We start from the raw sequence: 15,275 nt of genomic DNA on the forward strand, positions 1-15,275 counted from the left end.
TGGACGAGACTGAGGCCCGAACCTCTGAGGCTCAGGTCTCGGCCGAAGAAACCTCCGCTGTTGAGCATGACGCCGCTGACGCCGAGTCAGAAGTCGCCGAAGCTGAGCTGGAAGTTGCCGCTGATGCTGAGGACGTGATCGCTGAAGACGTGACGTCTGAGGATTTTGTGGCTTTGACCGATGATGAAGCTGCAGAGGATGAGTCTGCGACGGAGATGGAATCCGCCGAGATTGTTGCGCCCGAGGAAGACGTTGTTGAAACATCCTCAGCGGACGATGAAGTCATTTCAGTTGCGGATCAAATCGCGGCGGACGAAATTATTGCGGACGACAGCACATCGGTTGGCGAAGTCTCAGCAATTGCTGATGAACCTGCCTCCGTTGGGGAAGAAGCACTGGTCGCGGATGAAGCCGTCCCAGCCGTGGATGAAGCGCCGGCGCTTGATCCGGCTGCGCGCCCTGAGGAATTGCGCCTGCTGGAAGCCATGTTGTTCGCCGCCACCGAGCCGCTCGACGAGGCTTCGCTCGCGAAGCGCATGCCCGATGGCGTCGACATTAAGGCTGCGCTCGCCAGCTTGCAGGACGATTACTCGCTGCGCGGCGTGAACCTCGTTCGGGTCGCCAGCAAGTGGACATTCCGGACCGCCAGCGACCTGTCGTGGCTGATGACGCGCGAGAGCGTCGAAACCCGCCGTCTGTCCCGTGCGGCGATTGAGACACTGGCGATCATTGCCTACCACCAGCCGGTGACGCGCGCCGAGATTGAAGAAATCCGCGGTGTCGTGACCTCGAAGGGAACGCTCGACGTCCTGCTGGAAACCGGCTGGATCCGTCCTCGTGGACGCCGCAAGACGCCGGGCCGGCCGCTGACGTTCGGCACGACCGAACAGTTCCTTTCACAGTTCAGCCTCGAGGCGCTTGGAGACTTGCCGGGACTGGAAGAACTGAAGGGATCGGGATTGTTGGATACCCGTCTGCCGACAGGTTTCACTGTTCCGTCGCCCTCAGATGATCCTGTCTTGCGCGAAGACGAGGATCCATTGGAGCCGGGCGATCTGGATCTGGGCCTGGCACCTGCAGTTGAGCCCGAAAAAGACGGCGAAAGCTGATTTTTCAGGCAAGAAGAGCCAGTCCCGTTCTGCCATTAACGCTTGCGTGAAGGCGTTGCTTCAAGCCGTCGCGGGAACGACTTAAGTCCTTGTTTTTGCCAACCCCTGAGCCTACTTTCCGGTCAAGATTGGCTGGCAGAGCCGGCCGCGTATTTGGAGGACGACCGTAATGGGTTCGATGAGTATTTGGCACTGGATCGTCGTCATTGGCGTCGTCCTGCTGTTGTTCGGTCGTGGCAAGATCTCCGACCTGATGGGTGATGTTGCTCAGGGCATCAAAGCCTTCAAGAAGGGCATGGCTGAGGACGACAAGACCGCCGAGAAGTCAGAGCCGGTGAAGACGATCGACAGCGCTCCGCAAGCGGCACAGCGTTCGGACGTCGGCAGCAAGGTCTGATATTACGGTCTGCGGCTAGTAATCGGACCACTAGGTCTGCGCCATCACTGACGGAGGCGGGGCCAGACCTCGCAGGCGGAATTTCCTATGTTCGATATCGGGTGGAGTGAACTGGTCGTTATCGGCGTCGTTGCGCTGATCGCCATCGGCCCGAAGGAGTTGCCCGGCGTGTTACGCATGGTCGGGCAATGGATCGGCAAGGCGCGCCGCATGGCTTCTGAATTTCAGGGCCAGTTCAACGAAGCGATGCGCGAAGCCGAAATGGCCGACATCAAGAAGCAGTTCGATGATGTCTCGGCCGCTGCCAAGGACATGTCGCCGACCAATCTTCTGACGTCCATCAGCAAGGACGTTGAAGATTCTGTGAAGCTCGACCCGCCGGCGCCCACAACGCCCGCATCGCCGACACCCGCGAATTTCGCTGAAGCCGAGGCCCATGCGCCTGCGCCGGACGTGCAGTCTCCCAGTGCGCCGTCTCCCGATGTGCCGCCTTCAAACGTACCGGACGCCAAAGCGTCATGAGTGTCGAAGACATCGAAGCCACCAAAGCCCCGTTGATGGAGCACCTGATCGAGCTGCGGTCGCGGCTGATCAAGGCGCTGCTCGCGTTCGCGGTGGCTTTCGTGATCTGTTTCTTCTTCGCAAAGCAGATCTACAACGTTTTGGTGTGGCCGTTCGTCTGGGTTGCTGGCCCTGAGAACTCCAAGTTCATCTATACGGCGCTGCTGGAATACTTCCTCACACAATTGAAGCTCGCGATGTTCGGCGCGGGATTCATCTCATTTCCAGTCATTGCGGCGCAGATTTACATGTTCGTTGCGCCCGGTCTCTACAAACACGAGCGCGGCGCGTTTCTGCCTTACCTGATTGCGACGCCGGTCTTTTTCACACTCGGTTCGCTGCTGGTTTATTTCGTTGTGCTGCCGATGCTGATCCGCTTCTCGCTGGGCATGCAGCAGGCGGGCGGGGTTGAGACGGCGCAGATCGCTCTGCTGCCCAAGGTCGGCGAATATCTATCGCTGATGATGTCGTTGATTTTTGCCTTCGGCATCGCCTTCCAGTTGCCGGTGATCCTGACGTTGCTGGGGCGCATCGGCATCCTGACGTCGCAACAATTGCGTGACAAGCGACGCTATTTCATCGTCGTCGCGTTTGTCATCGCTGCCGTACTGACCCCCCCGGATGTGATCAGCCAGGCGTCCCTCGCGATCCCGTTGATGATCCTCTACGAGGGCTCGATCATCGCGGTGGCCATGGTGGAGAAGAATGCCGCCAAGCGCGCGGCCGATACATCCGGCACGCCGCCGTCAGCACCTCCGACACCCCCGGCAACCACGCCTGCGGAGTAAGCCTCTGTGTCCCGATCCTGAAGTTCGGGCCACATTTCGCTATCATTGCAGCCAAGCCTCTCGATTCGTGGTTTCCGGGCTTGACCCGGGTGTCCGCGACTTGTTCTAACCCACGCAGAACGCCTGCCGATGGCCCGACACCCGCGGGTCATGGCGAGAAATTGCAAGAAACCGCCATGCACGACATTAGATGGATCCGCGAAAACCCCGAGGCTTTTGACAAGGCGCTAAAACGGCGCGGGTTGGAGCCATTGTCGAAGCCGCTGATTGCGCTGAACGAAAAACGCCGGACGGCGATCGTCGCGGCCGAGCAGGGACTGGCGCGGCGCAACGCGGCCTCCAAGGAAATCGGCGAGGCCAAGAAGACCAAGGATGAGGCTCGCGCCAACGCGTTGATGGCCGAAGTCGGCGAACTCAAGACCAGGCTGCCGGAGCTTGAGACCGCCGCCAAGCAGTTCGAAGACGAGCTGAAGAAAGAGCTTTCCGGAATTCCAAACCTGCCGCTCGACGAGGTACCGGACGGTGCCGACGAGCACGGCAACGTCGAGCATCACCACTTCGGCGCCAAGCGCACCTATGCGTTCAAGCCAAAAGAACACGTCGAGCTTGGCGAAGGTCTCGGCTTCATGGATTTCGAGGCTGCAGCCAAGCTTTCAGGCGCGCGCTTCGTGGTGACCAAGAAGAGCCTTGCGCGGCTTGAGCGTGCCATCGGCCAGTTCATGCTCGATCTGCACACCGGCGAGCACGGCTACACCGAAATCAATCCGCCGCTGCTGGTGCGCGACGATGCGATGTTTGGTACTGCGCAGTTGCCAAAGTTCAAGGACGATCAGTTCTCGGTGTATGCAGGACCTGCGCAGGCTGATGCGTCGAATTATTGGCTCATCCCCACGGCCGAAGTTCCGCTGACCAATCTTGTTCGCGAATCCATTCTCGACGAAAAAGAATTGCCGATGCGCTTGACCGCGCTGACGCCTTGCTTCCGCGCGGAGGCGGGCGCAGCCGGGCGTGATACGCGCGGCATGATCCGCCAGCATCAGTTCACCAAGGTGGAGTTGGTGTCCGTCACGGCGCCCGAGCAGAGCAGGGACGAACACGAGCGCATGCTTGCCTGCGCCGAGGAAGTGCTGCGTCGCCTCGAGCTGCACTACCGTGTGATGACGCTGTGCACCGGAGATATGGGCTTCGCGTCACAAAAGACTTACGACATCGAAGTCTGGATGCCGGGTCAGGGCGAGGGCGGCATGTACCGCGAGATTTCGTCCTGCTCGGTCTGCGGTGATTTTCAGGCGCGGCGCATGGACGCGCGCTCGCGCGGTCCTGACGGCAAGCCGCGTTTCGTCCATACACTAAACGGCTCCGGCACCGCCGTTGGACGTGCGCTGATCGCCGTTATGGAAACGTATCAGCAGGACGACGGTTCGATTGCCGTGCCGACAGTGTTGCAGCCTTATATGGGCGGCCTCAAAGTGATTTCGAAGGATCAATAACGCGATGCGAATTCTCTGCACCAACGACGACGGCATTCATGCGCCAGGCCTGAAGATCATCGAAGAGATCGCACGAAAGATTTCCGATGACGTCTGGGTGGTGGCGCCCGAACTTGATCAGTCCGGGGTGTCGCACTCGCTCTCCTTGAACGATCCGCTGCGTTTGCGCGAGGTTGGCCCGCGCCACTTCGCGGTGCGTGGCACACCGACTGATTGTGTCATTATGGGATCGCGCCACATCCTCGGCGACAAGGGGCCAGACCTCGTGCTGTCCGGCGTCAACAAAGGCCGCAACGTCGCGGAAGACGTGGTTTACTCCGGCACCATCGCGGGCGCGCTCGAAGGCACCATTCTCGGTCTGCCGTCGTTCGCGCTGTCCCAGGAGTTCAGCATGGAGACCCGCAACAAGCCGTTGTGGGAGACCGCGCTGGCATTCGGCCCTGACATCATCCGCAATGTGATGAAGCTCGGCGTTCCGCGCGATACGGTGATCAACGTCAACTTCCCGTCATGCATGCCGGATGAGGTGAAAGGCGTTCTGATCACCAAGCAAGGTAAGCGCAATCAGGGCTTCCTGCGCGTGGACGGCCGTCGCGACGGACGCGGAAATCCATATTACTGGATCGGCTTTGAGAGGCTCGCGGTCGTCGATGCGCCAGCGGAAGGGACCGATCTTGCGGCGCTCGCCGCGAATTTCGTTTCGGTCACGCCGCTGCGGCTCGACCGCACCGATGTTGTGTTTTCGGAAAAGCTCAAGGACGTTTTGAAATAAGCAAAGCGTTTTCGAGCGAAGTGGGTACCGGTTCGCGTGAAGAAAACGCGTCAAAACAAAAATCGAGACAGATTCTCGGTTACGCCGCGATCCCCTTGAGCGCGTTCTCGATGGCGCGCGCCAGCGTTTCCAATTGGAATGGCTTCTCAAGCGCCGGACGATCGCGGAATTTTTCAGGCAGCCCCTGCGCGCCATAGCCCGTGGCAAACACGAACGGTCGGCCACGCATCTGAACCGCCTCGGCGACGGGGGAGATCACCTTGCCGTTGACGTTGACGTCGAGGATCGCGAGATCGAAATCCGTTGCCTGTACCAGCCGAATGGCTTCATCGATATCGCCGGCTTCACCGGCAATCGTATAGCCAAGCTCCTCCAGCATGTCGGCGACCATCATGCGGATCATGACTTCGTCTTCAACCAGCAAGATGGAGCGGCGAGGTGATCCCGCTGTGGCAGTGCCCGACATTTGCCCCCCATGGCAATTTTGGACCGTATGATGCTGAACCAACATAATTGTTCAGCGCATAACTTGCATCGAATGTTTAGGTTCCATCTAATGGAACCTGCTAGGTAGAAAAGTTGATGGGACAGCGCCCGTCAAATTTAAATTGGGTCAGGATCGTTCGATTCCAGCTGGAAGTTATCTTTGAAGTGCCATGATGCAGACTAATCCTTTGCCGAGTGAAAAGATGATGTTTCAGCTCAATCTCAGGCGGCGAGGTATCAGCGATCAGGCGGTCCTGAAGGCGATGGAAGACATCCCGCGCGAGCTCTTCGTCAGCCCGGCGGACCGCGACTACGCTTATCGGGATACGGCTCTGGGGATTGATTGCGGCCAGACCATCAGTCAGCCCTTCGTGGTGGCCTATATGACCGAGCAACTCCAAGTGCGTCCGGAGCATCGGGTGCTGGAAATCGGGACCGGGTCCGGTTACCAAGCGGCGATCTTGTCCAGATTGAGCCGGGAGGTCGTGACCATTGAACGGTTTCGGACATTGGCCGACCGCGCCCGTCAGGTTCTCGCCAAGCTCGATTGCAGCAATGTCGATGTTGTTCTCGGCGATGGCCTGAACCTGCCCGAAACGCTCGGAACCTTCGATCGCATCATGGTCACGGCGGCCATGGAAGAGGTGCCGCCATCGCTGCTGAACCGTCTTGAACCGGATGGGATGCTCATCGCCCCGGTTGGGCCGCTTGAGGGCAGCCAGATGCTCACGCGATTTCAAAAGACCGGTGAAGACTTCCCGTCGCAGGAACTCGTCGCTGTTCGTTTCGTGCCGACGCTGCCGGGAGTGGCCCGCGAGCTCTGACGAGTGTGGCGCGCACCCAAACTACCACACGAGTCAATTCATCGTGTTATTCGTTAAGACGAACCGCGCGGGCTTAAGCAGTTATTTACTCCGGATGTGTTTACTCAAATTTGTGCCAGTTGCGTACAAGTGTGAGTAACCATGTCCCGCTTTGCCGAGTTGATCAGCTCGCGCCGCGTTCCGCATTTTGCGGTCCTGGCGCTCGTTTCAGTGGGGTTCGGAGGCTGTAGCGCGGATACATCGACGCGCTTCTCCGACAACTCGTTCTCTAATCCTTTTGCTTCGAGGGGGGCGCCGGAGTCTACGGGCTCGGTCCATCAGGGCTACCCTCAGCAAAATTACCAGCAACAGAATTACCAGCAGCCTGGGTACCAACAGCAACAGCCCGGCTATCAGCAGCAGGGTTATCAGCAGGGCTACCCGCAGCCGCAGCGAGAGCTGCCGCAGTATGCGCGTCCTCGTCCTGCACCGGTGATTTCGGCCCCGCTGTCCGCGCCCAGCAGCACACCAACATCAGGTGGCGGACGCGGCATGGCATCGTACGCGCCGCCATCATCGCCATCGCCGATCGAACACACCGGCAGCACGCCTGCACCGCGCTCGATTGCCGCGACGCCAGAACCGATCCGCGAAGGTGGAACGAAGATCATCGTCGGCACCTCCGATACGCTCGACGTGATTTCACGCCGATATAATGTGCCAGCGGCCGAGATTCTCCGTGCGAACGGCTACAGCGGACCGCGCGTTCTTCAGCCGGGTCAGCAACTCATTATTCCTCACCGCACTGCTCAGGCGCAGCCGCCTGCATTGTCACCCGCGCCGGGCACGAAGGTCGCCGCTGGGCTACCCGCCAGTGTGCACGTTGCCAAGAGCGGCGACACACTGATGAGTTTGTCTCGCCGTTATCACATTCCTCCGGCTCAGCTGGCTGCTGCGAACAACATCCCGGTGACGACGCAGCTCAAGATCGGCGACAAGGTCAATATCCCTGGCGGAAAGGGCGCGCATGTTGCTGCGGCCGCCGTACCGGCACCAACGCTCGCGTCCGAGACTCCGAAGCCTGCAGCTGTGGCCCAAGCGCCAGCTCCGGCGGCCAAGCCTGTCGCAGTTGCATCCGCGGAGCCCGTGCAGAAAGCCCGCCTTGCTTCTGAGGCACCGGATATTCCGGAAACACAGTCACCGGTGAAGGCCGCCGAGACGACCAACGCATTGCCGACTTTCCGCTGGCCGGTGCGTGGCCGTGTGATCGGCACTTACGGTTCAAAGATCAACGGAAAGCAGAATGACGGTATCAATCTCGCCGTTCCTGAAGGTACGCCGGTCAAGGCTGCCGAGGATGGCGTCGTTGCTTATTCCGGTAGTGAACTGAAGGGGTACGGCAATCTGATCCTGGTGAGGCATTCCAACGGCTACGTCACCGCATATGCCCATGCAAGTGAGCTGATGGTGAAGCGCGGCGATACAATCAAGCGCGGCCAGGTCATCGCCAAATCAGGTCAGTCCGGCGAAGTGGGATCGCCGCAGCTACACTTCGAGATCCGAAAAGGATCGAACGCGATCGATCCTCTGCAATTCCTCAACGGCGCATAAAGCGTTTTCGAGCGAAGTGCCAAAACAAGAGCTCTAAGCATATTGGGTCCTGATTAAGTCAGGACCCAATTTCTTTTAAGCACCGTTTTGATTTCTAGCGCGCAACTTCGAGCATGAAGTCGATAAAGGCGCGGACCTTCGCCGGGACATGCTGCCGCGAAGGGTAGAACGCGTAGAGCGGGAAGGTCTCGCCATTCCATTCCGGGAACAGGACGACGAGTTGTCCGCGCGCAATGAAGTCGCGGACCGCGTTTTCAGTCACCTGCGCGATACCTGTTCCGGCAATGCATTCCGTCAGCAGTGCGTTGCCATCGCTTAAGGTGAGGCGGCTTGGCACCTCGACCGTCAGAACCTTGCGTCCTTTATGAAATTCCCAATCGAAAGCTTGTCCAGTCGCGGGATCGCGGAAGTGAATGCATGAATGATGCTTGAGGTCGTTCGGGTGAGCCGGTCTGCCGTGGCGTTTGAGATAGGCGGGCGAGGCGACGGTCAGGATGCGGGCATCGAGCAGCTTGCGCGAGACAAGTGACGGTGCGGCTTGATCGCCAAAGCTGATCGCGACATCGATACCCTCAGGAACGAGATCGCCGGTCTTGTCTTGCGTGATGATTTCAACCGAGAGCTCTGGGTAGCGTGCCAAAAATTCGCCGAGCCGACCCGCAAGCACGCTGGTCGTCACGAGGATGGCCACGCGGGCACGAAGGCGGCCGCGGACCACATTGGTGGCGCCGGAGGCATGGACAGCAGCTTCCTCGATCGCCGCAAGCGACGGTTTGACCCGCTCATAGAACCGGCGGCCTTCCTCGCTCAGGCTGACCGCGCGCGTGGTACGATCCAGCAGCCGCACGCCGACCCGCGCCTCCAGACGGGCTATCGCACGGCTGACACCTGACGCTGTTATGCCGAGCGCATCGGCGGCTCGCACGAAGCTGCCACCTTCCACAACAGCAGTCAGCACGCTGACGCCCGTCAACAATCGTCCATCGAATGACACAGGTCAATTCCTGACTAAATGTCACGAATGATGTGACATAACCGCACTTAAGTCAAAGTGCTTCCCGCGCGATAAGAGCCGCCGTTGGATCTGGAAACAGTCAGATCATCGAAGGCTCAGTTGCGCTGGTGAGAGATGCAAATACGGGGCTGGCGTGAAGGCGAGCAGTGAGCGAAATCGACGATCGGACAATGAAGTTCAGAACCGGAGAATACCTAATGGATAGCATCGAGACCCAAGGCATTCGCTTGCCGCGGCTTGGATTTGGCACGTTTCGCTTGACGGGCGACGCCTGTCGTGTTGCGACGGAGAGCGCATTATCGCTGGGCTATCGCCATATCGACACCGCCGAAATGTACGCCAATGAAGATGCTGTCGGCGATGCGATCTCTACTTCCGGGATCAAGCGTGGCGATTTGCATGTGACCACGAAGGTTTGGCACGAAAATCTCGCACCTGATGCGATCCAGCGGGCGTTCGACACCAGTCTCAAGAAGCTGAAACTCGATTTCGTCGATCTCTATCTGATCCATTGGCCGTCGAAGACCATGGACTTGCCGCGCACATTGGAGATTCTGATGCGTCTGCGCGAGGAGGGACGGACGCGCGCGATCGGTGTCGCCAATTTCACGCTGCCGCTGTTGAAGACGGCGATTGAAACTGTCGGCGCTCCGATTGCCTGCAATCAAGTCGAGTATCACACCTTCCTCGATCAATCGCTGCTGCTCAAATATCTCGGCGCAAAGAGCGTGCCTCTTGTGGCCTACGCGCCGCTTGCACAAGGCACAGTTGCCGACAGCGCTGAACTGCAGGCGATTGGCCGCAAGCACGGCGTATCCGCCGCTCAGATCGCGATTGCCTGGTTGCTCGACCAGAAGAATGTTGTCGCTATTCCCAAAGCTCAAAGCCCCGCCAGCCAGCAGGCCAATCTCGATGCGCTGGCGGTGAAGCTCGACAATGAAGACCGGCACACAATCGCCGCCCTGCGTAAGGACGAGCGACGGGTGAAGCCGGCTTTTGCCCCCGAGTGGGATGCACCCGCGGGATAACACCCCGCGCAGCGTTCCGCTTCTCCTGACGCGTTTTCTTCACGCAAACGCGTTCTAACTCAGAAAAGAGTCGATCATGTACGCCATCACTGGAATCACAGGCCGGGTGGGCGGCGCGGCTGCGCGCGCGCTTCTCGGCCGCGGCGAGAGCATTCGTGCCATCGCCCGCAGCACTGATAAAGGCAAGGTCTGGTCGGAGAAGGGCTGCGATGTGGCTTTGGCCACCATCGATGACTCGGAAGCGCTGACAAAAGCATTCACCGGCGCCGATGGCGTCTTCCTGATGACGCCGTCGAACTACGATCCGGAGCCAGGCTTTCCGCAGACGCGCAAAATACTGAATGCAGTAAGTGCCGCGATCAAGACTGCACGCCCGGGCCGGGTTGTTTTCATGTCGACAGTCGGAGCGCAAGCAAAGGAGGAAAACCTGCTGACAAACGCCACGATCATGGAGGAGGGGCTGCGCGCGCTGCCGGTACCGATGGCGTTGCTACGACCGGCGTGGTTCATGGAGAACTCCGCGTGGGATGTTGCAGCGGCACGAAGCGGACATCTGCCGTCCTATCTTCAGCCGCTCGATCATCCGATCCCGATGATTGCAACCGCGGACATCGGCGTTGTTGTCGCCGATCTCCTGCAACAGACCTGGACGGGCACGCGGATTGTCGAACTTGAAGCTGCACGTCGCTATTCAGCGAACGATATCGGACGCGCATTTGCCGAAACCATCGGCCGTCAGGTACAAGTTGAAGCCGTTCCGCGCGAAACGTGGGAGACGACGTTTCGCTCGCAGGGCATGAAGCATCCGATGCCGCGGATGCGGATGATTGACGGATTCAATGAAGGGTGGATCGATTTCGAAGGCGGCGCTGCCGAGCATTCGACGGCTCAAACGCCGCTTGAGGCGGTGATCCGTGACCTCGTAAGGGCGGCGGGCCCGGAAATTTAAAATCCGGGCCCGATCGCATTAATTGCTGGCGGTCAGCTGGACACCCATCCGGCCCGCCAGTTCTTGCGTAAACTGCCAGGCCACGCGGCCCGATCGCGATCCACGCGTGGTGGCCCACTCAAGCGCCTCTCGTTCGAGATCGCTCTCAGCGATCTTCACGCCGAAGTGGCGGCAATAGCCTTTCACCATGTCGAGATATTCGTCCTGGCTGCACTTGTGGAAGCCGAGCCACAGGCCGAAGCGATCCGACAGCGAGACTTTCTCCTCCACGGCTTCGCCGGGATTGATCGAGGTCGAGCGCTCGTTCTCGATCATGTCACGGGCGAGCAGGTGACGGCGATTGGACGTCGCATAGAGGATGACGTTTTCCGGTCGGCCTTCGATGCCGCCTTCCAGCACGGCCTTCAGCGACTTGTAGGACGCATCATTACCGTCAAATGACAGGTCATCGCAGAACACGATGAAGTGGAAGTCCGACTCCCGCAGCAGTGACATCAGGCTCGGCAGGCTTTCGATGTCCTCGCGATGAATCTCGATCAGCTTCAGCCGGCCGTTCACCTCGGGCATGGCGTTAACAGTTGCGTGAGCGGCCTTCACCAATGAAGATTTGCCCATGCCCCGCGCCCCCCAGAGCAGGGCATTATTCGCCGGCAGTCCCGTGGCGAACCGCTCGGTGTTCTCGATCAAAATGTCGCGCATCCGGTCCACCCCCTTTAGCAGGCCGAGCTCGACGCGGTTAACCCGCGGAACCGGCGTCAGCCGCCCATCGGGGTGCCAGATAAAGGCGGCCGCTGCCTTGAAGGAATCTGCCGTGGTTGGTTTGGCCGCCGAGGCCGAGAGGCTGGCGGCGATGGCTTCAAGCGCCTTGGCGATCCGTTCATCGGCGCTGGGGGCAGCAACGGACGCTGGGCGTTTTGTCGCGGGCTTGGAGGTCTTCTTCTGAGTCGCCTTTTTAGCGCTGGCGAGGCTTGTTTTACGTGACTTTTTCGACATGTTTCCACTTCCTTGCGCCGCACCCTATGCGAGGCTTGCAGGCTGCCGCAACCCGCCCAAATGGAAGGCCTGCCCGCCGTTGCAATTGGGGCAATGGCCGCTATAGTCCGCGCAAATTTGGGCCAAAACGGCCTAATGCCAACGGCTTGCCGTGGCATGCACCCCACGAGGATCTTTCGATGCTGATTACCCCTGCCTTTGCCCAGGCTGCCGGTGCTGCCGGCGACACCAACAGCATGCTGATGTCGCTGCTGCCGTTCGCGTTGATCTTCGTCATCATGTACTTCCTGATCCTCCGGCCCCAGCAGAAGAAGCTGAAGGATCACCAGGAATTGGTGAAGAACGTCCGGCGGGGTGACACCGTTATTACCAATGGCGGTCTGGTTGGTAAGGTCACCAAGGTGGTGGATGACGACCAGATCGAGGTGGAAATCGCCGATGGTGTCCGCATCCGCCAGATGCGCGCGATGATTACCGGAGTCCGCACCAAGGGCGAGCCGGCGAAGGATTCCAAGGAAGAATCCGCCGCGAGCTGATGCTTTCGGCCCTCGCTTTTACGTTTCTGATCTGACAGGTCATCTCGATGTTATATTTCTCGCGGTGGAAGGCGCTGGCGATCATTCTGACCGCCGTGATCGTTTGCCTTTTCGCTGTCCCGAACTTCTTTCCAGAAGCGACGGTCAAGAGCTGGCCAAAATGGGCCCAGCGTCACGTCGTGCTTGGTCTCGACCTGCAGGGTGGTTCTCACCTTCTGCTGGAAGTCGATTCCAACTCGGTCAAGAAGGACAAGCTGGAGCAGGTACGCGACGATGTCCGGCGGACATTGCGCGACGCCAAGATCGGCTACACCGGCCTTGCCGTGCGCAATGACAACGTCGAGGTTCGCGTCAAGGATACCGATCTGACCAATGCGCTCGCGAAGCTGCGTGAATTGTCGCAGCCGCTAGGCGGCATTCTTGGATCGAGCGGCCAGCGCAGCGTGGAAGTCAGCGATGCCGGCGGCGGCTTGATCCGGCTCAATGTACCGCCAGCCGCGATCACCGAACGCATCCGTCAGACGGTCGAGCAATCGATCCAGATCGTTGAAAAGCGCATCAACGAACTCGGCACGGTTGAGCCGCTGATCCAGCGCCAAGGTGTTGACCGTATTCTGGTGCAGGTGCCCGGATTGCAGGATCCGACGCGCGTGAAGGAAATCGTTGGCAAGACCGCGAAGATGGAATTCCGGATGGTGGACTCCTCGGTGTCGCCCGAGCAAGCCCAACAGGGCCGGGTGCCGCCGGAATCCGAAATCCTGATGAGCGCGTCTGCACCAAAAATTCCTTACGTGATCAAAAAGCAGGTGCTGGTGCCGGGCGCGGATTTGACCGACGCACAGCCGGGCTTTGACCAGCGAAGCGGCGAGCCAATCGTCACTTTCCGCTTCAACACCTCCGGTGCGCGCAAGTTTGCGCAGGCGACACTCGAAAATGTCGGCCAGCCATTCGCGATCGTCCTCGACAACGAGGTGATTTCGGCACCTGTGATCCGTGAACCGATCACGGGGGGCTCCGGACAGATCTCCGGCAACTTTACCGTGCAGGGTGCGAACGACCTCGCGATTCTGCTGCGTGCAGGTGCGCTGCCTGCGCCGCTGACAGTCATCGAAGAGCGGACCGTTGGACCTGGTCTTGGACAAGACTCGATTGCGGCTGGTGAGCTGGCGTCTTACGTCGGCTCGGTGCTGGTCATCGTCTTCATGCTGCTGACCTACCGGCTGTTCGGCTTCTTCGCCAACGTGGCGGTTGCCATCAACGTCGCGATGATCTTCGGTATCCTGTCGCTGTTGAACGCGACGCTGACGCTGCCGGGCATCGCTGGCATCGTTCTGACCGTCGGTATCGCGGTGGACTCCAACGTGCTGATCTACGAGCGTATCCGCGAGGAGGTGCGCAACGGCCGCACAGCGATCTCGGCGATCGATGCCGGGTTCAGCCGCGCGCTGGCGACGATCATGGACTCCAACATCACCACGTTTATCGCAGCGGCTGTATTGTTTTACATCGGCACGGGCCCGGTCCGCGGCTTTGCTGTCACGCTCGGCATTGGCATCATCACCACCGTGTTCACGGCGTTCACTGTCACGCGGCTGATCGTCGCGATGTGGGTGAGCTGGAAGCGGCCAAAGACCGTTCCGATTTGAGGTAGTTGGCTGTGACTCATACGATCATTATCGCTCTCGCTATCTTCATCGTCGTCCTGACGGTGCTGAGCATCTACGGCGTCATTCCAGCCCTTCGTATCGTGCCTGACGATACGAAGTTCGATTTCATGCGCTTTCGCCGGATCAGCTTTCCGATCTCGGCGGCGATGTCGATCCTGGCGATTACGCTGTATTTCACCCACGGCCTGAATTTCGGTATCGATTTCAAAGGCGGCACGCTGCTCGAAATCAAGACCAAGTCCGGTCCTGCTGACATCGCGGCGTTGCGCACCCAATTGGGCACGCTCAATTTCGGTGATGTCCAGCTTCAGCAATTCGGCGCTCCGGATGAGGTGCTGATCCGCATTGCCGAACAGCCGGGCGGTGATCAGGCACAGCAGGAAGCTGTGCAGAAGGTGCGTCAAATGTTCGGCGACACCGTCGATTATCGCCGTGTCGAAGTCGTCGGTCCTCGCGTGTCGGGCGAACTGCTCGCCTATGGCACGATCGGCCTGATGCTCGCGATCTTCTCGATCCTGCTCTATCTATGGTTCCGCTTCGAATGGCAGTTCGCGCTAGGCGCGATGATCGCCAACGTCCACGATATCGTGCTGACGCTGGGCTTTATGTCGGTGACGCAGATCGAGTTCGATCTGACCAGTATTGCGGCGCTGCTGACTATTCTTGGTTATTCACTCAACGATACCGTCGTCATCTACGATCGTATTCGCGAAATGCTGCGGCGCTACAAGAAGATGCCGATGCCTGAGTTGCTCAATGAGTCGATCAATTCAACGCTGTCGCGCTCGATCATCACCCACGTGACCGTGACGCTGGCGTTGCTCGCGCTGCTGCTGTTCGGCGGCAAGGCGATCCACAGCTTCACTGCGACGATGATGTTCGGCGTGGTGCTGGTTGGCACCTATACGTCGATCTTCATCGCGGCGCCGATCTTGATCTATCTCGGCGTCGGCGCCAATCGGCATGGCGGCGCGGAAGACGACGACACGCAGGCGAAAGAAAAATCGTCGAAGAAGTGATGAGTCAGAGGCGATCCAGCGCGTTGTGCAGGCTTGCGCTGGATCGTACTC

Annotated in this window: 16 protein-coding genes; 13 read left to right on the forward strand and 3 right to left on the reverse strand. The window is 59.5% G+C overall.

What is annotated here, in order from left to right; genetic code table 11:
• The first annotated feature begins 422 nt into the window (after nucleotides 1-422).
• The 6 genes from scpB (at nucleotide 423) to surE (ending at nucleotide 5,117) form a co-directional block, all read left to right on the forward strand.
• Complete coding sequence (scpB, locus tag ACZ5C3_RS15050) at nucleotides 423-1,109, forward strand: SMC-Scp complex subunit ScpB (RefSeq protein ID WP_464038348.1); 687 nt, start codon at nucleotides 423-425, stop codon at nucleotides 1,107-1,109.
• A gap of 169 nt (nucleotides 1,110-1,278) precedes the next feature.
• A complete protein-coding gene (locus ACZ5C3_RS15055; RefSeq protein WP_464030892.1) occupies nucleotides 1,279-1,506 on the forward strand; it encodes a twin-arginine translocase TatA/TatE family subunit in 228 nt (75 codons plus the stop codon).
• Nucleotides 1,507-1,593: 87 nt separating this feature from the next.
• On the forward strand, nucleotides 1,594-2,028 hold the full coding sequence (gene tatB, locus ACZ5C3_RS15060) for a Sec-independent protein translocase protein TatB (protein ID WP_464044131.1): 435 nt from the start codon (nucleotides 1,594-1,596) through the stop codon (nucleotides 2,026-2,028).
• Entirely contained in the window at nucleotides 2,025-2,855 is an 831-nt protein-coding gene (gene tatC / locus ACZ5C3_RS15065) for a twin-arginine translocase subunit TatC (RefSeq protein WP_464044132.1), read from the forward strand. The genes tatB and tatC overlap by 4 nt, the downstream gene beginning before the upstream one ends.
• A gap of 176 nt (nucleotides 2,856-3,031) precedes the next feature.
• Complete coding sequence (serS, locus tag ACZ5C3_RS15070) at nucleotides 3,032-4,345, forward strand: serine--tRNA ligase (protein ID WP_464030895.1); 1,314 nt, start codon at nucleotides 3,032-3,034, stop codon at nucleotides 4,343-4,345.
• 4 nt (nucleotides 4,346-4,349) lie between these two features.
• On the forward strand, nucleotides 4,350-5,117 hold the full coding sequence (gene surE / locus ACZ5C3_RS15075) for a 5'/3'-nucleotidase SurE (RefSeq protein ID WP_464030897.1): 768 nt from the start codon (nucleotides 4,350-4,352) through the stop codon (nucleotides 5,115-5,117).
• A gap of 79 nt (nucleotides 5,118-5,196) precedes the next feature.
• On the opposite strand, the gene ACZ5C3_RS15080 is transcribed toward surE, so the two are convergent.
• Nucleotides 5,197-5,583, reverse strand: coding sequence for a response regulator (locus ACZ5C3_RS15080; RefSeq protein WP_464030898.1), 387 nt, complete (start codon nucleotides 5,581-5,583; stop codon nucleotides 5,197-5,199).
• A gap of 193 nt (nucleotides 5,584-5,776) precedes the next feature.
• On the opposite strand from ACZ5C3_RS15080, the gene ACZ5C3_RS15085 reads away from it, so the two are divergent.
• Both ACZ5C3_RS15085 and ACZ5C3_RS15090 read left to right on the forward strand, forming a co-directional pair.
• Nucleotides 5,777-6,427, forward strand: coding sequence for a protein-L-isoaspartate(D-aspartate) O-methyltransferase (locus ACZ5C3_RS15085; protein WP_464030900.1), 651 nt, complete (start codon nucleotides 5,777-5,779; stop codon nucleotides 6,425-6,427).
• Between the two features lie 141 nt (nucleotides 6,428-6,568).
• Nucleotides 6,569-8,017 carry a peptidoglycan DD-metalloendopeptidase family protein gene (locus ACZ5C3_RS15090; RefSeq protein ID WP_464030902.1) on the forward strand — a complete coding sequence of 483 codons (1,449 nt, stop codon included), beginning with the start codon at nucleotides 6,569-6,571 and terminating at the stop codon, nucleotides 8,015-8,017.
• 94 nt (nucleotides 8,018-8,111) lie between these two features.
• Here ACZ5C3_RS15090 and ACZ5C3_RS15095 read toward each other — a convergent pair whose 3' ends face one another.
• Nucleotides 8,112-9,011, reverse strand: a complete 900-nt coding sequence (locus ACZ5C3_RS15095) for a LysR family transcriptional regulator (protein ID WP_464030904.1) — start codon at nucleotides 9,009-9,011, stop codon at nucleotides 8,112-8,114.
• Between the two features lie 218 nt (nucleotides 9,012-9,229).
• On the opposite strand from ACZ5C3_RS15095, the gene ACZ5C3_RS15100 reads away from it, so the two are divergent.
• Together ACZ5C3_RS15100 and ACZ5C3_RS15105 are read left to right on the forward strand one after the other, a co-directional pair.
• On the forward strand, nucleotides 9,230-10,060 hold the full coding sequence (locus ACZ5C3_RS15100) for an aldo/keto reductase (RefSeq protein WP_464030906.1): 831 nt from the start codon (nucleotides 9,230-9,232) through the stop codon (nucleotides 10,058-10,060).
• A gap of 76 nt (nucleotides 10,061-10,136) precedes the next feature.
• Complete coding sequence (locus tag ACZ5C3_RS15105) at nucleotides 10,137-11,009, forward strand: NmrA family NAD(P)-binding protein (protein WP_464030907.1); 873 nt, start codon at nucleotides 10,137-10,139, stop codon at nucleotides 11,007-11,009.
• A gap of 18 nt (nucleotides 11,010-11,027) precedes the next feature.
• Here ACZ5C3_RS15105 and ACZ5C3_RS15110 read toward each other — a convergent pair whose 3' ends face one another.
• Entirely contained in the window at nucleotides 11,028-12,002 is a 975-nt protein-coding gene (locus tag ACZ5C3_RS15110; RefSeq protein ID WP_464030908.1) for an ATP-binding protein, read from the reverse strand.
• Nucleotides 12,003-12,181: 179 nt separating this feature from the next.
• On the opposite strand from ACZ5C3_RS15110, the gene yajC reads away from it, so the two are divergent.
• From yajC to secF, 3 genes are read left to right on the forward strand one after another with little or no spacing between them, the layout of a single operon-like run.
• Nucleotides 12,182-12,538, forward strand: a complete 357-nt coding sequence (gene yajC, locus ACZ5C3_RS15115) for a preprotein translocase subunit YajC (protein WP_464030910.1) — start codon at nucleotides 12,182-12,184, stop codon at nucleotides 12,536-12,538.
• Nucleotides 12,539-12,585: 47 nt separating this feature from the next.
• Entirely contained in the window at nucleotides 12,586-14,184 is a 1,599-nt protein-coding gene (gene secD, locus ACZ5C3_RS15120; protein ID WP_464030912.1) for a protein translocase subunit SecD, read from the forward strand.
• 11 nt (nucleotides 14,185-14,195) lie between these two features.
• Nucleotides 14,196-15,224 (forward strand): protein translocase subunit SecF, encoded by a 1,029-nt coding sequence (secF, locus tag ACZ5C3_RS15125; protein WP_464030913.1) that lies wholly within the window; start codon nucleotides 14,196-14,198, stop codon nucleotides 15,222-15,224.
• Nucleotides 15,225-15,275 lie beyond the last annotated feature (51 nt).

This window comes from Afipia dichlorophenoxyacetatis (assembly GCF_055386385.1).